This is a genomic window from Streptomyces sp. NPDC097617 (assembly GCF_044761485.1).
Classification (GTDB): Bacteria; Actinomycetota; Actinomycetes; order Streptomycetales; family Streptomycetaceae; genus Streptomyces.
Window position 1 is genome coordinate 113243 of record NZ_JBIWCL010000022.1, and the last position, 24005, is coordinate 137247.

The following is a 24005-nucleotide window of genomic DNA, read 5'->3' on the forward strand; positions in this document are numbered from 1 at the left end:
ATCCTCCCAGAAGGCGGGAGGACGTCCAGGGGTGCGGCGGGGGCGCGTGAGTCACCGTCAGTAGACGCTGACCCCGTAGGCGTTGAGCGCTTCGACCACGGGCTGGAAGAAGGTCGTGCCGCCCGAGGAGCAGTTGCCGCTTCCGCCGGAGGTGAGGCCGACGGCCCGGCTGCCCGAGTAGAGCGGGCCGCCGCTGTCGCCGGGTTCGGCGCACACGTTGGTGCGGATCATGCCGTAGACGACGTCGCCGCCGCCGTAGTTGACGGTGGCGTTGAGCCCGGTGACCCGGCCGGTGTGGATGCCGGTGGTGGACCCGCGCCTGGTCACCGACATGTTGACCGTGGCGTTCACGGCGCTGGTGATGTCCTGGCTGCCGACGGTCCCGGGGGGCACCGGCGAGTTGCTCGCGTACTTGATGAGGCCGTAGTCGTTGGTCGGGAAGCTGGAGCCGACCGTGGAGCCCACGACGGTGGTGCGGGCGGAGTTGCTCCACCAGGTGCCCGCGCCGTCGGTGCAGTGCCCGGCGGTCAGGGCGTAGTAGGTGCTGCCGCTGCGCACGTTGAAGCCGAGCGAACAGCGCCAGCTCGTCGCGTAGATGGCGTCGCCGCCGGAGACCAGCTTGGTCAGCCTGCCGGGGATGCGGTCGATGCGCAGGGCTGCGGCGTCGGCTCCGGCCTCGCGCTTGATTCTCGCGATACCGGCTGCGGAGACCGTGGAGTCGGCGGAGACCACGAGGGTTCCGGTGGCGGGGTCGGTGTGCCAGGCGGTGCCCGCCACGTCGGCGCGCAGGACGGATGCGCCGGCCGAGGCGAGCCGGTCGGCGCTGAATGCCGTGTCCTTGCCGTCCCGGCTGGAGTCCGCGCTCGCGGCCGTGGGGACGGCGAGCGCTGCGGCGGCGGCCAGGCCGGTGGCCGCCGCGAGCAGCCTGTTACGGGTCATGCGCTTGATCCTCACTTCTCGTCCTCCTGGAGAGGGTCGGGGGCCCGGCGGTCGTGGGGGTGCCAGAGCCCGTGAGGCGCAGCCGGGGGCACGGCGGGCGCATGAACTTTGGCCGTGCCCCTGACAAGCGCTGTCGGGAGTGTCCTGTCGTCGGATACCGGTCGCAAGAGCGGCTTTCAGCCTCCGCTCGCCCGCCGCGACCGCGAACGGCAGCGTGTTCCCGGGCAGCGGGAAAGGACGGATGAAGTGGTCCGCGAAGGCGCAGGGAGGCAGCAGGGAACGGTTGAAATCCACCGTGATCGCGCCTCGCGCGTCGGGTATGCCGGGCTTCGGGAAGCGGAAGCGGTAGCTGGAGCCCCCGCCGGTGGCATCGCCGAAAACGGCCCGGAGGCTGCCGTCGTCCGCGTCGACGGCGACCTGGAGGCGGTGCTCGGCGCGGGCGTTCAGCGTCACACCGGCCTCCGTGGCGCGCCAGTGTCCCGGAACGGCCGGAATTCGACCTTCCGGGTAGTCGGCGAGCCAGAAGGTTCCGGTCAGCGCGAGGGGGTCGTAGGGCGCGGACACGGCCGCCGCCCTGCGCTCGTGCCATGTCCGCCACGCGGCCCGCGGATCGTCTGCGTCGTCGCTCATCCCGCTCAGCCCTTCCACGCCGGTCCGGACGGGAATCCCCCGCGTACGCCGTCCGGACCTGTGCAATCCGAAAGAGCGTCAGCAGCCGTCGCAGGGACAGCAGCAGCAGTCGTCGCATCCGCAGTTGCTGCAGCAGTCGCAGCCCTCGCAGCAGTCCTCGCCGTCACAGAGCGGCTCGCGCCGCTCCCGCGACCACGGGCCCTCGTACTCCGTGCAGCACATCTGGCAGGTGCAGAACAGCCCGATGGCCACCGCACAGCCCGCGAGCAGCCCGCGGCGCGGCCGCTGCGGCGGCAGCCCGCCGCCGCCACCGCCACCGGGCCCCATGGGCGGCGGCAGCCCCGGTCCGCCGGGGGCCTGGGGGGCGTTCGGGGCGTACGGGTTGCCCCCGTACGGATTCTGTCCGTACGGGTTCGCTCCGTACGGGCCGTCCACCGCGGGCCCGCCCGCGTACGGGTTGCCGCCCTGCGCGGCGGAGGCCGTGGCGCTGTGACCGCAGCTGCCGGTCCCGAAGGCCCGGTCCACCGAGGTGCGCAGCTCGTGCACGAGCAGCCGGTGGGCGAGCCCCGCGTCCGTGAACTCGACCTCGCGCAGCGCCAGCCGGATGCCGTGCAGGGCGTCGTCGCAGAGCCTGCGGGCCTCGGTGAGCGAGGTGCCGGTGGCGGTGAGCGGGTTCCAGGCGCCCGCGACGGCGTCGGCGCCCTGGTCCTCCACCGCGTCCAGCAGGTGCGCGAGCCGGCCGAAGTACCGGCCGGCCTCGGCCAGCGCGGGGGCGTTGCCCGGCCGGCCGGCCAGCTGCGCGGTATGCGCGAAGGCGGCGGCCGTGGCGGTCTCCGTCGGCTCGGTCACCACGAGCACGGGGGTGCCGGGGCCGGCCAGGGTCTCGATGCCGGCCTGCCGGTCCACGGCGTCGACGAGGACCGCGGTGTCGAAGCCCAGCGAGGCCCCGGTGCGGGCCCCCGCCCGGTCCCAGCCGCGGGCCACCTTGCGCGCGGCCAGGGCGATGGGGGCCCGGGCCAACAGCCCGTCCCGGTCGGCGACGTGGTCGCGCACCTTGGCGGAGGCGAGCACGAGCGAGACGGCGGCGGCGAGCCGCGCGCCCTCGCCCTGGGCGACCGAGGCGGTGCGCATGCCGCGCAGCGGGCAGGGTCCCGCGGTGCGCCGGGCCCCGGGCGCCGGACCCGACTGAGCCTCCGTCAGAACGGAGACCAGCAGCCCGTCATAGTTCGTAACGATCCGGGCGAACTGTCCGTGATCTCCCCGAAGTGCCAGGCAGAGCCCGCACAGATGGGCCATCCACTCCGCCTTGAACCGCTCTCCCAACCGGTGCGTACAAGGTCTGACGATGCCGAACAAGCTGATCCCCCGGTGTGTCTTACGCGTGCTTGCCGGGCATCGTATCGACCCGCGCGATTCACCCGTACGTCCGCGTCGCTCACCCGTAAGGCGGCAGCGGTCGTATTTTCACTCAGTCAGCAGCGGTAGGCACCAGGATCCTTGACCGTGCAACGGATGTTCTGCACCAGTACCGTCACGAAACCCCTGCGCGGCGACTATCCACTTGGCGCGTTGTCAGCATCATGGACGAGCATAGGGGCAGCGGAGAGAAGACAGACTGACCGCGGTGAAAGGAGGCAGTCCATGGGTTCGGTGCGCAAGGCGAGTGCCTGGCTGGGTCTCGTGGAGGACAGCGACGACGAGCGCTACTACGACGACGACTACGCGGAGGCCGCACAGGGTTCGGTGGCCGGCCCCGGCGAGCAGTGGGTCACCGACCCCCGGGTACGGGTGGCCTCCGAGTCGGCCGTGGAGCACGGCCGCCGGATCGCGACGGTCACCCCGGACGGTTTCCGTGACGCCCGCGGGATCGGCGAGCTGTTCCGCGACGGGGTGCCGGTGATCGTCAACCTGTCGTCGATGGACCCGGGTGACGCGAAGCGCGTCGTCGACTTCGCGGCCGGACTGACCTTCGGGCTGCGCGGTTCGATCGAGCGGGTGGCGACCAGGGTCTTCCTCCTGACTCCGGCCGACACCCAGATCGTCAGCGGTGAAGCGGGCGGCCGCTCGCGCGACTTCTTCAACCAGAGCTGAGCAGGGCTCTCACCGGAAGGCGTCCAGCCCGGTGAGCGCCTTGCCCAGCACCAGCTGGTGCATCTCGACGGTGCCCTCGTAGGTGAGCACCGATTCGAGGTTGGTGGCGTGCCGCATGACGGGATATTCGAGGGAGATCCCGTTGGCACCGAGGATGGTCCGCGCGGTACGGCAGATCTCGATGGCCTCGCGGACGTTGTTGAGCTTGCCGAAGCTGATCTGCTCCGGCCGCAGGGTGCCCGCGTCCATCCGCCGGCCCAGGTGGTGGGCGAGCAGGATGCCCTTGTGGAGTTCCAGGGCCATGTCTGCCAGTTTGGCCTGGGTGAGCTGGAAGCCGCCGATCGGCCTGCCGAACTGCTCCCGCGTCCTCGCGTAGTCGAGCGCGGACTCGAAACTGGCCCGCGCCGCGCCCATCGATCCCCAGATGATCCCGTACCGCGCGTGGCTGAGGCAGCCGAGCGGCCCCTTGAGCCCGGAGACCAGCGGCAGCACCGCGTCCGCGGGCAGCCGTACGTCGTCCATCACCAGCTCGCTCGTGACGCTGGCCCGCAGCGACCACTTGTGCTTGATCTCCGGCGCGGAGAACCCGGGGGTGTCGGTGGGCACCGCGAACCCGCGGATCCCCTCGTCGGTCTGCGCCCACACCACGGCGACGGAGGCCACGGAGCCGTTGGTGATCCACATCTTGCGGCCGTTCAGCACCCAGTCGGTGCCGTCGTGCTTGGCGTAGGTCCGCATCGCCGCGGGGTCCGAGCCCACATCGGGCTCGGTCAGCCCGAAGCAGCCGATCAGCTCACCCGCGGCCATACCGGGCAGCCAGCGCTGCTTCTGCTCCTCGGAGCCGTACTTCCAGATCGCGTACATGGCGAGCGAGCCCTGTACCGACACGAGCGAGCGGATCCCGGAGTCGGCGGCCTCCAGCTCGAGGCAGGCGAGCCCGTACTGCACGGCGCTGGCCCCGGCGCACCCGTACCCCTGAAGGGACATCCCGAGCGCCCCCAGGGCACCGAGCTCACGCGCCAGCTCCCGGATTCCGGGCAGCTCGCCGCTCTCGTACCACTGCGCGATGTTCGGCAGCACCCGGTCGGCGGCCCAGGCACGCACGGTGTCCCGGACGGCGAGGTCATCGGGCCCGAGGAGCTCGTCGAGCCCGAGCGGATCAAGGGGCAGGAACGCGGACACGGGGCCTCCCGGCGGCCTGAGAAAAGAACCTAGCAGCGCAAGTTTTGCGCTCGCCCGAAGCTATTGGCCCAACCCCCGCGAGTCCACCCCACCCCACCGTTCCAGCCCCGCCGCACCATCTCCAGCCCCGCCGGCGCTTGAGGCGATCCTTCAGCCCCACCGCAGCATCCCCAGCCCCGCCGGCGCTTGAGGCGATCTTTCAGCCACGCCGGCGTTTGAGGCGCGGTGGTCCGGGGGCAGCGCCCCCGCAACGGCGCCGCACTCGCCGACCGACCACTCGGGTCAGCCCGCCTGCTCCACCGAAGCCACCCGCACCTCACCCTTCGCCTGCGCCGGCAACCGCACCCCATCACGCGGCACCGAATCCGAATCCGGCTCCGACCCCGACTCCCCCGCCCCGCACTCCATCGCCCGCGGCAACTTCAGCGCCATCACGGCCCCCGCCACCAAGAACCCCGCGCTCACCAGCAACGTCACATGCAGCCCGTGCACGAACGACTGTCGCGCCGCGGCGTACAGCGAGGCCCCCGCCGGCCCCCCGAGGTGCGCGGCGATCTGGTACGCCTCGCCCAGAGAATTCGCCGCGCCCGCCGAGTCCGCCGCCGACACCCCCGGCACCCCGACCAGCCCCGGCCGGTACGCCGCGTTCATCACACTGCCCAGCAGCGCGATGCCCATGCCCGCGCCCAGCTGGTAGGAGGTCTCGCCGATCGACGCCGCCCCGCCCGCGGTGGCCGCCGGGGCCTCGCTCAGCATCGACTCGTACGCGGCGAACAGCGTGGTCTGCAGCCCGAAACCGAGCAGGATGAAGCCGACGGTCAGCAGCAGCGGCCGGTCCTGCTGGCCCATGAACGTCAGCAGCAGCACGGCGAAGGCGGTCAGGACGAAGCCGAGCGACACCATCGTGCGCGGCCCGATCCGGCCCAGCGTGTACGAGCCGGTGGCGCCCGCGGCCATCGCGGCGAAGGTCAGCGGCAGCAGCCGCAGACCGGTCTCCAGCGGGCTGAGGTGCAGCACCAACTGCAGGTACTGGACGGCGATCAGCTCCAGGCCGACCAGAGCCAGCATGGCGAGGACGATGCAGGCGACCGAGGTGGAGAAGGCCGCACGCGAGAACATCCGCATGTCGATCAACGGGTGCTCGCGCCGCCTCTGCCGGCGTACGAACAGCACGAGCAGCGCCAGACCGAGCAGCAGCGGGATCAGCGCCTCGGCGTCGAGGAGCCGGCGCTCTGCGCCCAGCCGCTTGACGCCGAGCACCGCGCCGAGCACACCGCCTGCGGCCATCAGCGCGCCGAGTACGTCCCACGGCCCGTCCGCGGAGCCGCGCGACTCCGGCAGGAGCCAGCGCCCGAGCGGCAGGATCAGTGCCATGAGCGGGATGTTGATGAGGAAGACGGAGCCCCACCAGAAGTGCTGGACGAGGAAGCCGCCGAGCACCGGGCCGCTGGCCGCGCCGATGGCGGCGACGGCGGTCCAGATGCCGATGGCGAGTGCCCGTTCGCGCCGGTCGGGGAAGACCTGGCGCAGGATCGACAGGGTGGCGGGCATGATCATCGCGCCGCCGATGCCGAGCAGGGCGCGCGCGGCGATGAGGACCTGGGCGTTGTCGGCGAGGGCCGCTATCGCGGAGGCCACGCCGAAGAGGCCGTAGCCGAGGAGGAGGAGGCGGCGGCGGCCGACCCGGTCACCGAGGGTGCCGAAGAGGATGAGGAGCGAGGCGCAGACCAGCGGGTAGGCGTCGACGATCCAGAGGAGCTCGATCGGGCCGGGGCGCAGGTCCTCGGTGACGGAGGGGACGGCCACGTGCAGGATCGTCGCGTCGAGCGCGACGAGGACCAGGCTCACGCAGAGGACTGCCAGGACCACCCAGCGGTTGGCCCCGCCGGAGGCGGCGCTGATCCGTTGCCAGGGGGAAGGGGTCCCGACTCCGGCCGCGTTCGTCCCCGACATGCATGTACCTCCCAGGTGATCCCTCGCGCTCGGCGGACCAGCGTCTTTCGGAGCCACGGGGGGTGGTGCGCTGTGCGGCGTCCAACGGGGTCCGGCATCGACACGCGAGTGAACGGTCAGCGTACGCGAGTTCGCCTGTCCGACACGTGGTCAAGCTCTCATCCCGACAGCCGCCCCGATGTGGCGTGCGCCACTCCCCTCCCCCTTGCCCTTCCCCCGTGTGCACGTGCGCTCACGGCCCGTGCTTCTTCCCGGGGCCCCGAGGGGCGTGCGCGTGGCGCCACCGATAATCGTGCCCGTGAAAGATCTTGCATTTCGCCGGGCCGCGCCCGCCCTGGCCGTCTTCGCCGCGGTCCGGCTGCTGGGCCTGACCCTGCTCGCGGCGTGGGGCGCCGCGGTCGGCAGCAGCCCGCACACGCTGCTGTCGGCCCGCTGGGACTCGCTCTGGTACGCCCGTATCGCCGCGGAGGGGTACGGGTACGAGGTGGTCCTCCCGAACGGGGACGTCCACTCGAACCTGGCGTTCTTCCCGCTGCTGCCGTGGCTGGAGCGGGCGGTGTCGGCGGCGACCGGGCTCTCGTACGGTTCCGCGGGTCTGGTGGTGTCGGTGGTCGCCGGCCTCGCCGCGGCCTGGGGGATCTTCGCGGTGGCCGATCTGGTCCACGGCCGGCGGACCGGGGTGTTCGCGGTCGCGGTCTGGGCCGCGCTGCCGGTCGGGATCGTGCAGTCCATGGCGTACAGCGAGTCGCTGTTCACCGCGCTGGCCGCCTGGTCGCTCTACGGGGCCCTGCGCTGCCGGTGGCTGACAGCCGGGCTGCTCGCCGCCGGTGCGGGGCTGACCCGCCCGGTCGGCGCGGCGGTGGTCGCGGCGGTGTGGGTGGCGGCCGCACTGGCGTGGCGGCGCGGGGAGCGGTCCTGGCGGACGGTCGCGGGCGCCCTGCTGGCTCCGGCGGGCGCGGCGGCGTACGTCCTGTGGGTCGGCGCGCACACCGGGGGCGGGCTGCTCGGCTACCTGGACGTGCAGGGCGGCTGGGGCAACGGCTTCGACGGCGGCTGGGCGTTCGCGCGGTTCGTCGGGGCGAAGCTGGCCTCGTCCGCGTTCCTCGCCGGTGCGGGGCTGATCGCGGGGGTCGCGCTGGTGCTCTGGCTGTACGGCAGGTGCGTCCGGCAGCGGCAGCCGGTGCCGCTGCTCGTGTACTGCGGGATCGTCGTGGCGCTGGCGCTGTGCGCGTCCGGGTACTTCGGCTCCAAGCCCAGGCTGCTGCTGCCCGCCTTCCCGCTGGTGCTGCCGCCGGCGGTGGCGCTGGCGCGGTGGCGGACCGGGCGGGCGACTGCGGTGGTGGGCGTGCTGGCGCTGGCCTCGGCGGTCTACGGGGCGTTCTGGCTGAACGGCTCGGGTCCGCCGTAGAGCCCCCACATCACGGAATGGATCACTCCCAACCAACTTTCAGCAAAAGAAATGACCTGTTGGGCAATAAAGTCCGGATAAGTGGCTGAAATAATTTCCGAAGCAGTGGATCAAGAAGTGTCCAACCGCTGTCGAAATAGCGGGAATTAAGTCCCGCGTGAGACCAACTCCACATCACATGGTCATCACAAAGCCCGCGATTCGCCCGGGCCGACCAGTGGCGGGCGGTAACGTCGATTGAGTGCGTACCGACCAAATCCTGACCCGTCTGGAGCGGGTGTTCGCCCGGCTGGACCGGGAACCAGAGCGACCGGCTCATCTGCAAACACCGCAGATGAGCCGGCACCGCGTCGTGCTCCTGGGATCGACCCTCGCGTTCTATCTCGCAATCGTGGTCGCCGTGCTGACCACGTCCTGGCTGGTCCGCCTGGACTGGCAGATCATGTTCTTCCGGCCCTACGAGCAGTGGCCGCAGCTGCACGCCTTCCTCGACTACCTCGTCGTACTCGGCCAGCGCGGACCCACCGCGGTCATGGTCGCGGCCTGGCTCGGCTGGCGCTCCTGGCGGCAGCACACCCTCCGCCCGCTGATCACCCTCGGCGTGGCGCTGCTCCTGCTCAACGTCACCGTCGGCGCCGTGAAGCTCGGCCTCGGCCGGCTCGGCCCGCACTACGCCACGGAGATCGGATCCGCCGAGCTCTTCGCCGGTGGCGATATATTCCCTTCCGGCCACACCGCCAACGCCGTTGTGACCTGGGGAATCCTGGCCTATCTGGCCTCCACGGCAGTCACCCGGCGGGTGCTGTCCATCGTGTCCGCCGTCGTCTCGCTGAGCGTCGGCGCCACGACCGTGTACCTCGGCACCCACTGGGTCAGCGACGTCCTGCTCGGGTGGTCCGCGGGCCTGCTGATCCTGCTGGCCCTCCCCTGGTTCGAGCCGCTCATCGCCCGGGCCGAGGCCTACGTCTTCGCCCTGCGCGAGCTGCTGCGCCGCCGCGCCGAGACCGGACGGATGCCCGCGCCGGTCGTCTCCGCGCTCACCCCGCTGCTCTCGGCGGGCGGCAAGTGGCAGCTGCGGCGTGTCGCCGGCACCGCCGCCGAGCCGGTTCCGCAGCCCGTAACGGCCACCGCGGCCGGCACCGCCTCGACCCCCGCGACGACCGCGACCGTGACGGCCGTTGTCGCCGTGCACTCCGCGGCGCCCCGGCCCGCCGTGCACCCGACCGGCCGGCCGCACGTCATCCGCTCCGAGCGGACCCCTGCGGCCCCGGCCGGCAGCCGCCGCCCGCCGCACACCGAACGGGCCGCCGCCCGGGGGGCCGCGGCCCGCCCGGTCGCCGGCGGCTGACCGGGCGGGGGACGGTACGCACCACCTCCCCCCGCGACACGAAGGCGGGCCGGGTCCTCGGACCCGGCCCGCCTTCGTGCGTTCGTCAGCGCCACGCCCGGACGTTCGTCCGTCCCGGGTCACGCTTGTGTCACAGAATATCTACAGCCGCGAATTGTTTACCGATCCGCGACACGCCCGGGGTGCGGACGGTTTGGAATTCGGCTCGGCTCCCCCGGAATTCATGTCCGGGATTGTCGCGATCCCCCTGCCCGGAGCAAGCTGAATCCCCCTCAGGTCCGCTACATTTCCTTCACTTCTCCGGGTCCACGGCCCTGGTCAGGAGATCCCGTGCCCACCTGATCCGATCCGTCAGCCCAGGCGGCTCGACCACTTCGAACTCACAGCCGAGCAGCATGATGTGAATCACCAGAACGTCCAGGTTCACCGCCCCGGTACGCAGCAGGCAGCTCCCCTCGTCGACCGGTTCCAGGGCTCCGTCGCTCGGCCCGATGATCCGCGCCGCGTCCTGCGCCGACACCTTCAGCCGGACCGTCGCGCGGGCCGCGTACACCCGCTGCGACACGCCCTCGGAGACGTACGCGGCGAGGTCCTCGGCGGGCGGCGGGCGCGGCGTGAACCGCGGGCCGTGCGGCGGCCTGGGCTCGATCCGGTCCGCGCGGAAGGTCCGCCACGCCTCCCGGTCCAGGTCCCAGGCGACCAGGTACCAGCGGCGCTCGGTGCACACCAGCCGGTGCGGTTCGACGGTGCGGCGGCTGACGTTGCCCCCGTGGTCGCGGTACCCGAAGCGCAGCCGCTCACCGTCCCGGCACACCGAGGCCAGCTCGGTCAGCACCGAGGCGTCCACGGTGGACCGCTGCGCCCCGCGCAGCATCGGCACGGTGAACTGGTTGAGCGCGGACACCCTGCGCCGCAGCCGTGACGGCAGCACCTGCTCCAGTTTCGCGAGGGCCCGTACGGAGGCCTCCCCGATGTCCTCGACCCCGTTCCCGGCCGCGGTCCGCAGCCCCACGGCGACGGCCACGGCCTCGTCGTCGTCCAGCAGCAGCGGCGGCAGCTCGGCCCCCGCCCCCAACTGGTAGCCGCCGCCGGTGCCGGGGCTGGCGTTCACCGGGTACCCGAGCTCCCGCAACCGGTCCACATCGCGCCGCACCGTCCGCGCGGTGACCCCCAGCCGGTCCGCGAGATCGGGGCCGGTCCATTCGCGGTGAGCCTGCAACAGGGAGAGCAGGCGCAGCAGTCGTGCGGAGGTGTCGAGCATTCCCCGAGTCTGCCAGCGCCCCGCGATCAGCCGTGGCTCAGCACAGCAGCGGGGGCGCCTCGGCGCCGCTCGCCTCGATGAGCTGGCAGACGGTCTTGAGCGAGACCTTCCAGACCCCGTCCTCGAGCACCACGACCCCCTTGCTGCCGGGGAGCTCCGTCGCGCCGCCGACGCTCAGGTCGTACGTCACCGTGCCCTCGGTGGGCGAGGTGAAGGTGACGTCCGTGACCTTCACGGAGGTCTTGGCGGCCTCGGCACCGGCCGAGAACCCGTCCAGCAGCGGTTTCAGCATGTCGCCGTGCTGCAGCAGCTCGGCCTTCTCGTCGGTCGGGGTCTTCGGGTCGAAGAAGGCGGTCCAGTTCTTCTCGACCTGCGCCTTGGCCGCCTCGGGGTCCGCGGGACCGTCCGCGGCCGGCACGATCAGCACCGCGGCGGCCGGTGGGCCCGGGGCCCCCGCCGCCACCGCGCCCGAGGCCCCGCCCACGACGGCCGGTACGGCCAGCAGGACCGCGGCCGCCGCGCAGGCCGCGATACGTGAGGGTGCGCGTGAGTGTCTGCTGTGGACCATCTGGCTCACCACCGGGAGTCCGAGCGGGCCGTTCGGCCCGTCGCTTCCAGCGTCAGCGCCTTCCGGGCATCGCGCAATGCGCGAACGGTCGCGCCGGGCCGGTCAGGGGCCCGGGGCGGGCCGTGGAGCGGGCGATGTCGCGGTCGGAGCAGCGACCGGCACCAGTGCGGGTGCCGGTACGGCCGGGAAGGGCTTCGGGGCAGGCACCGGTGCGGGTGCCGGTACGGCCGGGACCGGCGTCGGGGCGGTCGGCTCCGGAGGGGGGAGGGCCAGCAGCATGCCCACCACGAGGGCTTCCGGCTTCGGCCCGATCAGCTCCCGGTTCGCCTCGTGGAGCGCCCGCCACCCGCCCCGCACCCGGTGCTTGCGGGAGATCGACACCAGCGTGTCCCCCTCCCGTACCGCGTGCATCCGCCCCGCCAGCCCGTACCGCTTCGAGCACACCGGCCACGCGTTCCAGCCCTGCGAGGCGAGGAGGTCCTCCGCGACCCGGATCTGCTGCGGGCGGCCGGCCAGATCGGCTCGCTGCGCGTACGCCAGCCCGCCGTACTCCTCCCAGGTCGGCTGCCAGAACTGCAGCCCGCCGTAGAAGCCGTTGCCGGTGTTCACCGTCCACCGCCCGCCGCTCTCGCAGTCGGCCACGCAGTCCCAGGGCCAGACCCCGCCCGGTCCGCAGTCCCCGGGTCCGGTCCCGATCACTCCCGGCGAGCCGGGGTGCGCCGCGCCCGCGGGTCCCGGCGCCGGTGGCGGCGGAGCCGCGGCCGCCGCGACACCGCGGGGTGTCCCGGGTACCAGCACGCAGGCGAGGAGAACGGCGACGCCGACGGCCCGGCAGGTCCGGTGGTTGGGCATCGGGTCACGCTACGCAGCGGGCCGCGGCACCTTCGGCCCGCCACACGGCGGCTCACCGCACCCCACCCGGTCGGCCGACCGCCGCCTCCATCCGAAACGGCCACACCCGGGCACCAACTGCACACAACCAGAAAACAGTTGGCGCGAAAGCAAAGCCCCGGTCGGACGGTTCACCCTTCCGGGGGCCAGGTTCGAATCCGTTCCCTCAAATGGCGTGACCCCGGCCGCCGCCGGACCGTTGAGCCCGGCGAGCCGGGAGCCTCCCGGACCCGCACCTATGCCGAGGAGCCACACCGTGCCGCGCATGCTCGACGTCAGTGATGAGGTACGTGCCGAGATCGGTGACGAAGAAGCCGACAGGCTGCTCGTCGGCGAGGACGCGCCGCGCAGTTACGACTGCACCTCCTGCCGCACCCCGGGCGACCCCGAGAACGACCGCACCAGCACCGTGCTGTTCGTCGGCGAGGAGACCGCGGTCCTCGCCTTCGCCCACGCCACCTGCATCCCCTCGCAGGTCGTCTCGGTCTCCGAGGAGCAGCTCCAGGGCGCCGTCCGCAGCATCACCGGCGACAGCCCGGCCTCCGGCGGCGCCCCGCAGAACGTGCCCGGTGGCCAGGCGGTCCTCGGCATCACCAGCGGCCTGATCCTGATCGGCGGGGAGCTGCACCCCGCCCTGGTCGTCGAGCCGACCGCGCCGATCGCCCGCCCCGGCAGCGACGGCCCCGGCGACGACTTCCTGCCGCTCCTCATCGAGCAGGGGTTCATCCCGGTCACCGACACCTCCGAGGTCCCCACCGTCCTCGGCGGCTGGTCGGTCCTGCTCGCCGCGGGCCAGCTGCACGCCGTACTGCAGCCGGGCGCCGAGGGCGGCGGCCAGGTCGCCTGGTGGCAGGCGCACCAGGCGCTGTCGGTCACCGACGGCTGGCGGGCCGCCGTCAACAAGACCCAGCGCGTGCTCATCTACGCCGCCCCGGTCGGCTCCATCGGCCAGCAGCCCCGTGAGGACCTGCTGCGCGACGCCCTGGACAAGGCCGCCGCCGCGGGCAAGCTCGTGGCCGCCGCGATGCCGCTGGCGGGTACGCCCGGCGCCTGACCCGAGGCGGGACCGGAACGGCCGCCCAGCCCCCTGCCGAGGGGGCCGGGCGGCGTGCGCCGGGAGTGTGCGGTCCGTCCCGCACACCCCCGGCGCTTCTGTGTTTGCTCCCCCGTCACCCCGCATCCGCAGAGCGCCGGTTTCGTTGGCTGATACGTGCATTCATACGACTCCTCCCGCGCCCCGTCCTACCCGAGCACCGTCCCCGCGATGCGTCCCGCACGGGACCGGGACAGCTCTCCGGCCGTCTCGCACACCCCGATCTACGACACGCTGTACTCGGAGTACCTGCGCGCCTTCCGGGCGCTGCCGGGCGATCGCACGGGCGAGGAGGACCACGGGTTCACGGCCTTCTCCTACGGGGGTTCGTACACGAGCGGCAGCTGGTACGGCAGCGGCTGGAGCGGTTCCGCCTGGCAGCGGGTCGACGGCTGGCAGCCCACCTACACCCCAGCCCCGCAGACGCAGGCGGCGTACTCGTACGCGGGCAGCTCCGGATACGCCGACGGGCGGCAGCACCAGACCGGGATGACGCACATCCCGGCGGCCCTGCCGCCCGCTCCACGCCGGGGTCACTGACCCCTCGGGGTCCCCCGCCCGGCTCCTACTTCTTCTTGTGCTGGGCGCCGCGCTTCTCGCGCACCCGCACCGAGATGTGGATCGGGGTGCCCTCGAAGCCGAACTCCTCGCGCAGGCGGCGCTCGATGAAGCGCCGGTAGCCGTGCTCCAGGAAGCCGGAGGCGAAGAGGACGAACCGCGGCGGCTTGCTGCCCGCCTGGGTACCGAACAGGATGCGGGGCTGCTTGCCGCCACGGATCGGGTGCGGGTGAGCGGCGACGACCTCACCGAGGAAGGCGTTCAGCCGACCGGTGGGGATGCGCGTCTCCCAGCCGGCCAGGGCCGCCTCGATCGCCGGGACCAGCTTCTCCATGTGGCGGCCGGTGAGCGCCGAGACGTTCACCCGGGGCGCCCAGGAGACCTGCTGCATCTCGGTCTCGATCTCGCGCTCGAGGTAGTAGCGGCGCTCCTCGTCGAGCTCGTCCCACTTGTTGTACGCGATCACGATCGCGCGGCCCGCCTCGACGGCCATGGTGATGATGCGCTGGTCCTGGACGCTGATGGACTCGGAGGTGTCGATGAGGATCACCGCGACCTCCGCCTTCTCGACGGCGGCGGCCGTGCGCAGGGAGGCGTAGTAGTCGGCGCCCTGCTGGAGGTGGACCTTCTTGCGGATACCGGCGGTGTCGACGAACTTCCAGGTGATGCCACCGAGTTCGATCAGCTCGTCGACCGGGTCGCGGGTGGTGCCGGCCATCTCGTTGACGACGACGCGGTCCTCCTTCGCCACCTTGTTCAGGAGCGAGGACTTGCCGACGTTCGGGCGGCCGATCAGCGCGATGCGGCGCGGGCCGCCGGGGGCGACGCCGAAGGTCTGCTCGGGGGCCTCGGGCAGGGCTTCGAGGACGGCGTCCAGCATGTCGCCGGTGCCGCGGCCGTGCAGCGAGGAGACCGGGTGCGGCATACCGAGGCCGAGCGACCACAGGGAGGCCGCGTCGGACTCGCCGCTCTGGCCGTCGACCTTGTTGGCGCACAGGACGACGGGCTTGCCCGCCTTGCGCAGCAGCCGGACGACGGCCTCGTCGGTGTCGGTGGCGCCGACCTTGGCGTCCACGACGAAGACGACCGCGTCGGCGGCTTCGATGGCGTATTCGGCCTGGGCTGCGACGGAGGCGTCGATGCCGAGGACGTCCTGCTCCCAGCCGCCGGTGTCGACGACCTTGAAGCGACGGCCGGCCCACTCGGCCTCGTACGTGACGCGGTCGCGGGTGACGCCGGGCTTGTCCTCGACGACCGCCTCCCGGCGGCCGATGATCCGGTTCACCAGGGTCGACTTGCCGACATTGGGGCGGCCGACGACGGCGAGGACGGGAAGCGGGCCGTGGCCGGCATCCTCGATCGCGCCTTCGACGTCTTCGATGTCGAAGCCCTCTTCCGCGGCGAGCTCCATGAACTCCGCGTACTCGGCGTCGCCAAGTGCTCCGTGGTCGTGCTGGTCGTTCATGAAGTCCGTTCCTCGTCGTTCGTGGTGGTCGGTGGTATCCGCGCAGCGCGGTTCCACTACTGGTTTCAAGTCTCGCTCAGCGCCCGGTGAGGCGCTTGGCGTCGGCCAGGTGGGCGGTCAGCCGGTCCTGGATGCGTACGGTGGCCTCGTCCAGCGCGGTACGGGTCCGGCGGCCACTGCCGTCCCCCGCGTCGAAGGCCGAGCCGAAGACGACGTCGACCCGGCTCTTGAGGGCCGGCAGGCCCTTGACGACGCGCCCCGGGGTGTCCCCGCTGCCGAGAACGGCCACGGGCACGATGGGAGCTCCGCTGCGGACCGCGAAGTACGCGAGGCCCGCGCGCAGCGAGGCGAAGTCACCCTCGCCCCGGGAGCCCTCGGGAAATATCCCCAGGGCCCCTCCATTGTCGAGCACTCCGAGGGCGCGGCCTATCGCCGTCCGGTCGGGTCCGCCGCGGTCGACCTTGACCTGGCCGATCCCTTCGAGGAAGGGGCCGAGCGGGCCCACGTACGCTTCCTTCTTGATCAGGAAGTGCAGGGGTCGGGGCGCGGTGCCCATCACCATGGGGCCGTCGATGTTGTGCGAGTGGTTCACGGCGAGGATGACGGGGCCCGAGGCGGGCACTTTCCAGGCCCCCAGTACGCGCGGCTTCCACAGCCCGTACATGAGCCCGATGCCGATGCGCCTGCCGACCGCCGCACCCTTGAGGGAGGGCGCTTCGCTCACTTGCGGACCGCCCGCTTCTCTTCCACGAGCGTCACGACGCACTCGATCACCCGGTCGAGCGTGAGCTCGGTGGTGTCCACCTCGACGGCGTCGTCGGCCTTGGCCAGCGGGGAGGTCTTGCGGCCGGAGTCGGCCGCGTCGCGCTTGATCAGCGCTTCCTTGGTGGCCGCGAGGTCGGCGGCCTCCTTGCCCCGGAGCTCTCCGCTGCGCCGGGCGGCGCGCGCCTCGGCGGAGGCGGTCAGGAAGATCTTGAGGTCGGCCTCGGGCAGGACGGTGGTGCCGATGTCCCGGCCCTCGACGACGATCCCCTCGGCCTCCTGGGCCGCTTCGGCGGCGATGGAGCGCTGAAGGTCGGTGATCAGGGTGCGCACCTCGGGGACGGCGCTGACGGCGCTGACCCTGGAGGTGACCTCCTGGGTCCGGATGGGACCCGCCGCGTCGAGGCCGTCCACGGTGATGGTGGGGGCGGCCGGGTCGGTGCCGGAGACGATGGTGGGCTTGCCCGCCGCGATCGCGATGGCCTGCGGGTCGTCGGTGTCCACGCCGTTGGTGATCATCCACCAGGTGATGGCCCGGTACTGGGCACCGGTGTCCAGGTAGCGCAGCCCGAGCTTGGCGGCCACGGCCTTGGAGGTGCTGGACTTGCCCGTGCCGGAGGGACCGTCGATGGCGACGATCACGGCGGACGGAGCTGCGGTTTCCACGGTGCGGGCACCTTCCTGGTTGCGCGTACGTGTCCGGGCGCGTCAAAGCGCCCCTCCCCAAGGTTACCGGCCCCGGACGGCCCCCGTCCCCGCCGTGTTCCATGGGGCCCGCAGAACCTGCCCGCTACTGCTGCCGCAGGGCCCAGCCCCGCTCGCGCAGCTCGGCGGTCAGGCCGGCCACCGCCCTCGGTTCCACCATGAGCTGGACGAGGCCGGCCTGCTGGCCCGTCGCGTGCTCGATCCGTACGTCCTCGATGTTGACCCCGGCCCGTCCCGCGTCGGCGAAGATCCGCGCCAGCTCGCCGGGCTGGTCGCTGATGAGCACGGCCACCGTCTCGTAGACCGTGGGAGCGGCGCCGTGCTTGCCCGGTACCCGGACCCGGCCCGCGTTCCCGCGGCGCAGCACGTCCTCGATGCCCGCGGCCCCGCCGCGGCGCTTGTCCACGTCGCCGGACTGGAGGCCGCGCAGCGCCTCCACGGTCTCCTCCAGGTCGGCGGCGATCCCGGCGAGGACGTCGGCCACCGGTCCCGGGTTGGCGGAGAGGATCTCCACCCACATCCGCGGGTCCGACGCCGCGATCCGGGTCACGTCGCGGATGCCCTGCCCGCACAGCCGCACCGCCGTCTCGTCGGCCTCCTCCAGCCGGGCCGCGACCATGCTGGAGACCAGTTGCGGGGTGTGCGAGACGAGCGCCACCGCCCGGTCGTGGGCGTCGGCGTCCATCACCACGGGTACGGCCCGGCTCAGGGCCACCAGCTCCAGCGCGAGGTTGAGCACCTCGTGGTCGGTGTCCCGGTTGGGGGTCAGCACCCACGGGCGGCCCTCGAAGAGGTCTGCGGTGGCGGCGAGCGGGCCCGACTGCTCCTTGCCGGCCATCGGGTGGGTCCCGATGTAGGCGGTGACGTCCACGCCGAGCGCCGCCAGCTCCCGCCGCGGTCCGCCCTTGACGCTGGCGACGTCCACGTAGGCCCGTGCGACCCCGCGTCCGATCAGGTCGGCCAGGGTCGCGGCCACGTGGGCCGGCGGCACGGCGACGATCGCGAGGTCGACCTGCTCCTGCGGGGCCTCGTCGGTGCCGGCGCCGAGGGCGGCCGCGGTACGGGCCCGGTCCGGGTCGTGGTCGCAGAGGTGGACGGTGATCCCGCGGGCGGTCAGGGCGAGCGCCGCGGAGGTGCCGATCAGTCCGGTTCCGATGACGACGGCGGTTCTCACGAGGCACTCCAGGGTGACGAAAGGCGAGCTGACGGGCTGTCCGGCCAGGGTATCCAGCCCGTGCGGCACGAGGGCCCGACCGCCCATCCCGTGGGACGGCGGCCGGGCCCGGGTGTGCTGCTGCCGGCAGGTCAGACCTTCTGCTGCCGGATGATGTCCTCCAGCGAACCGGTCGGGAGCTGCCCCTGCGGGCTCAGCCTGTCGACGGCGGTCGGCAGCGCCTGCGCGATCTGGTCGGCGGCCTCCTGCGGGCTGACGCCGGCCTGTGCGGCCGCCTTCTGGAGGGCTTCGTCCGGCAGCGCCTCGGCGATCTGGGCGCCGCTGACCGCCTGGTTGTCGCCGGTGCCGATCCAGGACTGGGCCTGGTCGGCGAGGCCCGACTTGGTCAGCATGTCCATCAGCCCGCCGAGCGGGTTGTTCCCGCCGGCCTGGGCACCGCCCGCGCCTCCCGCGCCGCCCATGAGCGCGCCGAGCAGGGCACCGAGGATGTTGCCGCCGCCACCGCTCCCGCCCTGGCCACCACTGCCGCTGCCGCTGCCGCCCAGGAGGCCGCCGAGAAGAGAGCCGAGGTCGTTACCCGCCATCGTCATGCCTTTCGAAGAGGGACCGGGACGCGCGGACAGCGGCGTACCCGGCTTCGAGACACGGACAATGTCACCCACAGTGGGGCGTGCCGCCACCTGGCGCACACGGCTTCGACCGTTGCGGTAGAACGATCGTCATGATCTTCCACATCGTCCCGCTCACCGACTGGGCGGCCGCGCCCGAGCTGGCGTACGCCCCGCCCTCGCTGGAGGCCGAGGGGTTCGTCCACTGTTCGGCGGACCGCTCCACGGCGCTCGCGATCGCCGACGCGCACTACCGGGCGGTACCCGGGATCCTGCTCGCGGTGGAGCTCGACGAGGGCGCGCTGACCTCCGAGGTACGCCGGGCGAGTGAAACCGGCGGCCGATACCCGCACGTGCACGGTCCGCTGAACCGGGAGGCCGTGGTCCACGTGTGGGAGGTCGTACGCACACCCGGCACTCCCACCTCACTGTCCCCATGGGAACCGGGCCGATGAACCGGCGCGGCAGGCTTCACCTGAGGCCCGCCGCAGGCCAGGATGCTGCACGCCATCCGGCCACGAAGCGAGGAGAGACTCATGAGTGACCTCACGCACACCGCCCGGCGCACGGTACTGACGATCGGCGCGGCCGCTCTGACCGGCGGCGTGATCACCGCCTGCGGCAGCGGTAGCGGTGAGAGCGCCGCCCAGAGCGAGGCGAGCGGCCCTGCCACCCCGCCCAGCGCCCCCGCTCCGGCCAGCTCGGAAGCGGGCGCCCCGGCCACCGACAAGGCGCTCACCAAGAAGGCGGACGTGCCGGTGGGCGGCGGCAAGGTCTTCAAGGACGAGAAGGTCGTGGTCACCCAGCCCAAGGCCGGCACCTTCAAGTGCTTCACGGCGGTCTGCCCGCACCAGGGCTGCCTGGTCAACAAGGTGGCGGACGGCACCATCGACTGCCCCTGCCACGACAGCAAGTTCGCGATCGCCGACGGCGCGGTGACCAAGGGTCCGGCTACCAAGGGGCTGGCGGAGAAGAAGATCAAGGTCGCGACGGACGGCAATATCTCGCTCGCATAGCGGCAGGTCACACGCCTACGCTCCCCGGATGGACGATCTGACGCTGGTACGGGACCACACGGTGTACCGGTGCGTGATGGGCTCCCGGGCGTTCGGACTGGCGACGGAGGCGAGCGACACCGACCTGCGCGGTGTCTACCTCGCCCCGACGCCGCTGTTCTGGCGGTTCGAGAAGCCCCCCACGCACGTGGAGGGCCCGCGGGACGAGGAGTTCTCCTGGGAGCTGGAGCGCTTTTGCGAACTCGCCCTGCGGGCCAACCCGAACATCCTGGAGTGCCTGCACTCCCCCCTGGTCGAAGAGGTCACACCGATCGGCGAGGAGCTGCTCGCCCTGCGCGCGGCCTTCCTCTCCCGCCGGGCCCACACCAGCTTCAGCCGGTACGCGGCCTCCCAGCGCGGCAAACTCCTCGCGGACGTCCGCGTCCACGGCGCCCCGCGCTGGAAGCACGCGATGCACCTGCTGCGCCTGCTGCTGTCCTGCCGTGACCTCCTGCGCACGGGCCGCCTGACCATCGATGCGGGCCCGCACCGCGACCGCCTCCTCGCGGTCCGCCGCGGGGAGCGGACCTGGGAGGAGGTCGACGCCTGGATGGCCCGCCTCCAGCAGGAGACGGACGCGGCCCTGGCCACCACCGCCCTGCCCGAGGAGCCCGACCACGCCCGGGTGCAGGACTTCCTGGTCCGCACCCGGCGCGCGTCAGCCGTGTAGCGTGCGCCGGCGTACGACGAACGCGTCGAGCGCGTCGTGGGCCGAGCCGTGCTCCGCGGCCGCCTCGGCCTCGATCAGGGCGGCCAGGTACGACGGGGGTGTGGTCGGGACTCGGCGCATCCCTGCTGGATCCAGCAGGGATCAAGCATCCCAGAGCGCGCCGAAGGCCAGCAGTTCGTCCCGGTACTCGATGCGGCCCTCCCACTCGCGGGGCCAGACGTCCGCGCCGAGGTGGGCTCCCGCGAAGGCGCCGGCGAGGCAGGCGATGGAGTCGGAGTCGCCCCGCGTGCAGGCGGCCCGGCGCAGCGCCGTCAGCGGCTCGTCGGGGAAGAGCAGGAAGCAGTGCAGGGCGGTGGCGAGGGCCTCCTCGGCTATCCAGCCGTCGCCCGTGGTCAGGCAGGGGTCGGTCTCCGGGGAGGGGAACCGCAGGGCGGCCGCCAGACGGTCCAGGACCGTGAGGCACTCGTCCCAGCCCCGTGCGATGAAGGACTCCGGGGAGGCGTCGGACGCGGTCCGCATCCACAGGTCGCCCAGCCAGCGCTCGTGGTAGCGGGTGCGGTTCTCCAGGGCGTAGGAGCGCAGCCGTCCGACGAGCCCCGTCACCTCGGTGCCCTCGGCCAGCAGGTACACCGCCCGCGCGGTCAGGTCGGAGGCGGCGAGCGCGGTCGGGTGCCCGTGGGTGAGGGCGGACTGGAGCTGTGCGGCGCCGGCCCGCTCCTCCTCGGTCCAGTCCGGCACCAGCCCGACCGGGACCACGCGCATGTTGGCGCCGCACCCCTTGGAGCCGATCTGGCTGGCGTCGCGCCAGTCCCGCTCCGGGGTGTTCAGCAGCCGGCAGGCCGTCATGCAGGTGCGGCCGGGGGCCCGGTTGTTCTCCGGGGAGTGGTACCACTCGACGAACTCCTCGCGGACCGGCCGGTTCAGGCGCAGCGGACCCACCCGGCCCCGCTCGGCCGCCGTGCGGATGCCGCGGGCCAGGGCGAGGGTCATCTGGGTGTCGTCCGTGACGATCGCCGGGCGCGGCAGGCCCATCTCGCGCCAGGGGCCCGTCTTGGCCAGGATCGAGGGCACGTCGTTGAACTCGGTCGGGAAGCCGAGGGCGTCGCCCAGGGCCAGGCCGATCATGGCGCCGGTCGCGGCTCGCTTGGTCATCGGGAGGATCCTTCCGGTCGCAGCAGGGGTGGATGGAGGGTGGTCGCCGGACCGGGCCGGTAGAGGGCGGCCGGTTTGCCGCGGCCGCCGGTCAGCCGGGCCGCACCCGGCACGGCCTCGACGAATCCCGGTGTCGTGAGGACCTTGCGGCGGAAGTTGGGGCGGTCGAGAGTGGTGTTCCAGACGGTCTCGTAGACGGCCTGCAGCTCGCCGAGCGTGAACTCGGGCGGGCAGAAGCCGGTGGCGAGGCAGGTGTACTCCAGCTTCGAGCCGATCCGCTCCCGCGCGTCCGCCAGGATCAGCGCGTGGTCGAAGGCCAGCTCCGAGACCTCCTCCAGGGCGAGCCAGCGGGCGTGCGCCGCGTCGCCGCCGCCCTCCGCCGCCGGCTCCGGCAGGTCCGGTACGAGGGCGGTGAAGGCCACCGAGACCACCCGCATCCGGGGGTCCCGGTCGGGCTCGCTGTACGTGCGCAGCTGCTCCAGGTGGAGCGCCGCGACGAGCTGCTCCGACAGACCGGTCTCCTCGGCCAGTTCGCGGCGGGCGGCGGTCTCGGCGGACTCCCGCGGCAGGACGAAACCGCCGGGCAGCGCCCAGGCCCCGGCGTACGGCTGCTGACCGCGTCGGATCAGCAGGACGTGCAGGGCTCCGCCGCGCACCGTGAACACGGCCAGGTCGACGGTCACCGCGAACGGCTCGAAGGCGTGCGGGTCATAGCCGGCGGTCATCGGTTCTCCGGGAGGGGGTCGCTGAAGTGCCAGCCCTCGGCCAGCAGTCCGTCCACGGCCCGGACGGCCGTTTCCAGCCGGGCCGCCCGCTCGCCGCGCACGACGAGGTAACGCCTCCCCGTGCGCTCCAGTTCCTCCCGGAACCTCTCGGTCATCCAGGGCCGCAGCTGGGGCCCGTCCCGCAGTCCGTCGTCCTCGAATGGCACGTCGGCGTGGTCGGTGAGCAGATACAGGTCCCGCCGGGTCAGGGCGGCGATCCGCTCGACCTCCGCGTTGCGGCCGTCCATGTACCGCTCGTGCCAGATCCCGGTCGCGAAGGAGTCGGTGTCGCAGAAGAGCACCGGGGAGCCGAGCCGGGCCGCCTGCTCCTCGTCCGCGTCCTGGCGGCGCGCGATGACCGGGAACTCCTCGGAGGCGAAGGACACGTCGGCCCAGGAGGCCGCCGGGTCGGCCGCGCGGGCCGCCGCCAGCTTCTCCTCGCTGTACCGGCGCCCGTACTCGGCGACCCAGCCCGTCCTGGCCCAGACTCCGCCGCGCCGCCGGTAGTGGTCCGCCAGGGCGCGCGAGAGCGTGGTGGTGCCGGTGGACTCCGCGCCGAGGACGACGACCCGCCGGGCCAGGGCGGCCCGTACGGCCGGTCCGAGGAACTCCCAGGAGCCGACCGGGTCACTGCGCACCGCCGTCCCGGAGACCGGGAACAGCGTCCGTTCCCGGTCCACGAGGACCTCCTCGGCGCCGAACCGGCGGGCGAGCTCGCTCCCGTACGCCTCGGAGGTGAACACGGCGTCCACCCGCCCGGGAACCGCGCCGCGGAAGACGGCCATGTGCGCCTCCCAGATCGCCGGGTCGTGCAGGTCGACGGGGATGTCGTCCACCGCGCCGACGACCTCGGCGCCGGGGTGCGCCTCGCGCATCCAGGCGACCCGGTCGGCGAGCGGGACCGACTCCACCGAGGCCGCGCAGACCAGGATGGTCAGCCGCTCGCACTGGTCCAGGGCGGTGCGGACGAGGTGGTGGTGCCCGGCGTGCGGCGGGTAGAACTTGCCGAGGACCAGGCCGTGCCCGTGGCGTGTCATGCCCTCGCCCCTGCCGTCGTACGGGCGTCCCGCGCGGGCAGCGTGCGCCGCCAGCCGAGGAGTCCGACCACGCACAGGGCCAGGAAGCCCACGTAGAGCGCGGAGGTCAGGTAGAGCCCCTTGTGGGCGTAGAGCGGGATGTAGACGAGGTCGGCGGCGATCCACAGCCACCAGGACTCGACGAGCTTGCGGCACTGCCCGTAGGTGGCGACGAGCGAGAGCCCGGTGGTAGCTGCGTCCCAGAAGGGGACGGTGGAGTCGGTGGCCCGGCTCAGCAGCAGGGTGAGCGCGAGCACCCCCACCGCCCCCGCCGCGGCGAGCCCGGCCCATTCGGTGCGTGTGGTGCGGCGCACCGGCAGGGAGTCGGCGGATCCTGGTCCACCCCCGTGGGTCCAGGACCACCAGCCGTAGGCGGCGAGGGCGATGAAGACGATCTGGAGCCCGGCGTCGGCGTACAGGCCGGCCTGGGCGAAGAGCACGATGAAGAAGATGTTGTTGGCGATGCCGATCGGCCAGTTGGCGACGTGCTGCCGGGCGACCAGCCATACGCACAGGGCGCCGGTGGCGAAGCCGAGCACCTCGGTCCAGCTCATGGTCCAGCTCATGCCGACCCCCCTCACTCCGTTTAATGGTCAAGTTGACTATAAACAGGAATCGGGGTCCCCGACAAGCGGGAAAGCCGGGTACGCGG

The 24005-nt window shown here is 72.6% G+C and carries 25 protein-coding genes and 1 pseudogene; 8 read left to right on the forward strand and 18 right to left on the reverse strand.

The window, feature by feature from the left end; genetic code table 11:
• Positions 1 to 57: 57 nt before the first annotated feature.
• The 3 genes and pseudogenes from ACIQZO_RS29535 to ACIQZO_RS29545 form a co-directional block, all read right to left on the reverse strand.
• Positions 58 to 954 carry a S1 family peptidase gene (locus ACIQZO_RS29535; protein ID WP_403631816.1) on the reverse strand — a complete coding sequence of 299 codons (897 nt, stop codon included), beginning with the start codon at positions 952 to 954 and terminating at the stop codon, positions 58 to 60.
• Positions 955 to 1134: 180 nt separating this feature from the next.
• Positions 1135 to 1569 (reverse strand): annotated as a pseudogene (locus ACIQZO_RS29540) (DUF1684 domain-containing protein); the annotation flags it as partial.
• Between the two features lie 78 nt (positions 1570 to 1647).
• On the reverse strand, positions 1648 to 2925 hold the full coding sequence (locus ACIQZO_RS29545; RefSeq protein ID WP_403631670.1) for a DUF5685 family protein: 1278 nt from the start codon (positions 2923 to 2925) through the stop codon (positions 1648 to 1650).
• A gap of 285 nt (positions 2926 to 3210) precedes the next feature.
• Here ACIQZO_RS29545 and ACIQZO_RS29550 point away from each other — a divergent pair, with 285 nt between their 5' ends.
• Complete coding sequence (locus tag ACIQZO_RS29550; RefSeq protein ID WP_052875748.1) at positions 3211 to 3660, forward strand: cell division protein SepF; 450 nt, start codon at positions 3211 to 3213, stop codon at positions 3658 to 3660.
• Positions 3661 to 3669: 9 nt separating this feature from the next.
• Here the strand turns inward: ACIQZO_RS29550 and ACIQZO_RS29555 are convergent, their stop codons facing one another.
• Together ACIQZO_RS29555 and ACIQZO_RS29560 are read right to left on the reverse strand one after the other, a co-directional pair.
• Positions 3670 to 4842: an acyl-CoA dehydrogenase family protein gene (locus ACIQZO_RS29555; protein ID WP_403631674.1), complete on the reverse strand. Its 1173-nt coding sequence runs from the start codon at positions 4840 to 4842 to the stop codon at positions 3670 to 3672.
• A gap of 282 nt (positions 4843 to 5124) precedes the next feature.
• A complete protein-coding gene (locus ACIQZO_RS29560) occupies positions 5125 to 6795 on the reverse strand; it encodes an MFS transporter (RefSeq protein WP_403631676.1) in 1671 nt (556 codons plus the stop codon).
• A 298-nt stretch (positions 6796 to 7093) separates the two neighbouring features.
• On the opposite strand from ACIQZO_RS29560, the gene ACIQZO_RS29565 reads away from it, so the two are divergent.
• Positions 7094 to 8203, forward strand: a complete 1110-nt coding sequence (locus tag ACIQZO_RS29565) for a hypothetical protein (RefSeq protein ID WP_403631678.1) — start codon at positions 7094 to 7096, stop codon at positions 8201 to 8203.
• A gap of 241 nt (positions 8204 to 8444) precedes the next feature.
• Positions 8445 to 9551 (forward strand): phosphatase PAP2 family protein, encoded by a 1107-nt coding sequence (locus ACIQZO_RS29570; protein ID WP_403631681.1) that lies wholly within the window; start codon positions 8445 to 8447, stop codon positions 9549 to 9551.
• A 292-nt stretch (positions 9552 to 9843) separates the two neighbouring features.
• On the opposite strand, the gene ACIQZO_RS29575 is transcribed toward ACIQZO_RS29570, so the two are convergent.
• The 3 genes from ACIQZO_RS29575 to ACIQZO_RS29585 form a co-directional block, all read right to left on the reverse strand.
• Positions 9844 to 10812 carry a helix-turn-helix transcriptional regulator gene (locus tag ACIQZO_RS29575; RefSeq protein WP_403631682.1) on the reverse strand — a complete coding sequence of 323 codons (969 nt, stop codon included), beginning with the start codon at positions 10810 to 10812 and terminating at the stop codon, positions 9844 to 9846.
• Between the two features lie 37 nt (positions 10813 to 10849).
• Entirely contained in the window at positions 10850 to 11380 is a 531-nt protein-coding gene (locus ACIQZO_RS29580; protein ID WP_403631685.1) for a hypothetical protein, read from the reverse strand.
• Between the two features lie 102 nt (positions 11381 to 11482).
• Positions 11483 to 12232 carry a transglycosylase family protein gene (locus ACIQZO_RS29585; protein WP_403631687.1) on the reverse strand — a complete coding sequence of 250 codons (750 nt, stop codon included), beginning with the start codon at positions 12230 to 12232 and terminating at the stop codon, positions 11483 to 11485.
• 295 nt (positions 12233 to 12527) lie between these two features.
• Here ACIQZO_RS29585 and ACIQZO_RS29590 point away from each other — a divergent pair, with 295 nt between their 5' ends.
• Together ACIQZO_RS29590 and ACIQZO_RS29595 are read left to right on the forward strand one after the other, a co-directional pair.
• Positions 12528 to 13325, forward strand: a complete 798-nt coding sequence (locus tag ACIQZO_RS29590) for a hypothetical protein (protein ID WP_403631689.1) — start codon at positions 12528 to 12530, stop codon at positions 13323 to 13325.
• 210 nt (positions 13326 to 13535) lie between these two features.
• The gene (locus ACIQZO_RS29595) at positions 13536 to 13904 is read left to right on the forward strand and encodes a hypothetical protein (protein WP_403631692.1); all 369 of its coding nucleotides are present in this window, start codon (positions 13536 to 13538) and stop codon (positions 13902 to 13904) included.
• 25 nt (positions 13905 to 13929) lie between these two features.
• Here ACIQZO_RS29595 and der read toward each other — a convergent pair whose 3' ends face one another.
• From der to ACIQZO_RS29620, 5 genes are all read right to left on the reverse strand, one after another.
• The gene (der, locus tag ACIQZO_RS29600; protein ID WP_403631695.1) at positions 13930 to 15387 is read right to left on the reverse strand and encodes a ribosome biogenesis GTPase Der; all 1458 of its coding nucleotides are present in this window, start codon (positions 15385 to 15387) and stop codon (positions 13930 to 13932) included.
• A gap of 76 nt (positions 15388 to 15463) precedes the next feature.
• Positions 15464 to 16153 (reverse strand): lysophospholipid acyltransferase family protein, encoded by a 690-nt coding sequence (locus ACIQZO_RS29605; RefSeq protein WP_403631698.1) that lies wholly within the window; start codon positions 16151 to 16153, stop codon positions 15464 to 15466.
• Positions 16108 to 16815: a (d)CMP kinase gene (gene cmk / locus ACIQZO_RS29610; protein WP_403631701.1), complete on the reverse strand. Its 708-nt coding sequence runs from the start codon at positions 16813 to 16815 to the stop codon at positions 16108 to 16110. Before cmk ends, ACIQZO_RS29605 begins: the two co-directional genes overlap by 46 nt.
• Positions 16816 to 16939: 124 nt before the next feature.
• Positions 16940 to 18028: a prephenate dehydrogenase gene (locus ACIQZO_RS29615; protein WP_403631704.1), complete on the reverse strand. Its 1089-nt coding sequence runs from the start codon at positions 18026 to 18028 to the stop codon at positions 16940 to 16942.
• 131 nt (positions 18029 to 18159) lie between these two features.
• Positions 18160 to 18690, reverse strand: a complete 531-nt coding sequence (locus ACIQZO_RS29620; protein WP_403631706.1) for a YidB family protein — start codon at positions 18688 to 18690, stop codon at positions 18160 to 18162.
• A 59-nt stretch (positions 18691 to 18749) separates the two neighbouring features.
• Here ACIQZO_RS29620 and ACIQZO_RS29625 point away from each other — a divergent pair, with 59 nt between their 5' ends.
• The 3 genes from ACIQZO_RS29625 to ACIQZO_RS29635 all read left to right on the forward strand — a co-directional run bounded on the left by ACIQZO_RS29625 (position 18750) and on the right by ACIQZO_RS29635 (position 20361).
• The gene (locus ACIQZO_RS29625) at positions 18750 to 19091 is read left to right on the forward strand and encodes a DUF952 domain-containing protein (RefSeq protein ID WP_403631708.1); all 342 of its coding nucleotides are present in this window, start codon (positions 18750 to 18752) and stop codon (positions 19089 to 19091) included.
• Positions 19092 to 19172: 81 nt separating this feature from the next.
• Positions 19173 to 19652 carry a Rieske (2Fe-2S) protein gene (locus ACIQZO_RS29630; RefSeq protein ID WP_403631711.1) on the forward strand — a complete coding sequence of 160 codons (480 nt, stop codon included), beginning with the start codon at positions 19173 to 19175 and terminating at the stop codon, positions 19650 to 19652.
• Between the two features lie 28 nt (positions 19653 to 19680).
• Entirely contained in the window at positions 19681 to 20361 is a 681-nt protein-coding gene (locus tag ACIQZO_RS29635) for a DNA polymerase beta superfamily protein (RefSeq protein ID WP_403631713.1), read from the forward strand.
• Here the strand turns inward: ACIQZO_RS29635 and ACIQZO_RS29640 are convergent.
• From ACIQZO_RS29640 to pnuC, 5 genes are read right to left on the reverse strand one after another with little or no spacing between them, the layout of a single operon-like run.
• The gene (locus ACIQZO_RS29640) at positions 20350 to 20481 is read right to left on the reverse strand and encodes a hypothetical protein (protein ID WP_403631716.1); all 132 of its coding nucleotides are present in this window, start codon (positions 20479 to 20481) and stop codon (positions 20350 to 20352) included. The genes ACIQZO_RS29635 and ACIQZO_RS29640 overlap by 12 nt on opposite strands.
• Before the next feature lie 21 nt (positions 20482 to 20502).
• Complete coding sequence (locus ACIQZO_RS29645) at positions 20503 to 21513, reverse strand: ADP-ribosylglycohydrolase family protein (protein ID WP_403631719.1); 1011 nt, start codon at positions 21511 to 21513, stop codon at positions 20503 to 20505.
• Positions 21510 to 22238 carry an NUDIX hydrolase gene (locus tag ACIQZO_RS29650; RefSeq protein ID WP_403631721.1) on the reverse strand — a complete coding sequence of 243 codons (729 nt, stop codon included), beginning with the start codon at positions 22236 to 22238 and terminating at the stop codon, positions 21510 to 21512. Before ACIQZO_RS29650 ends, ACIQZO_RS29645 begins: the two co-directional genes overlap by 4 nt.
• Positions 22235 to 23314: an AAA family ATPase gene (locus ACIQZO_RS29655; RefSeq protein ID WP_403631723.1), complete on the reverse strand. Its 1080-nt coding sequence runs from the start codon at positions 23312 to 23314 to the stop codon at positions 22235 to 22237. The genes ACIQZO_RS29650 and ACIQZO_RS29655 overlap by 4 nt, the downstream gene beginning before the upstream one ends.
• Complete coding sequence (gene pnuC, locus ACIQZO_RS29660; RefSeq protein ID WP_403631726.1) at positions 23311 to 23919, reverse strand: nicotinamide riboside transporter PnuC; 609 nt, start codon at positions 23917 to 23919, stop codon at positions 23311 to 23313. The genes ACIQZO_RS29655 and pnuC overlap by 4 nt, the downstream gene beginning before the upstream one ends.
• Between the last annotated feature and the right edge of the window lie 86 nt (positions 23920 to 24005).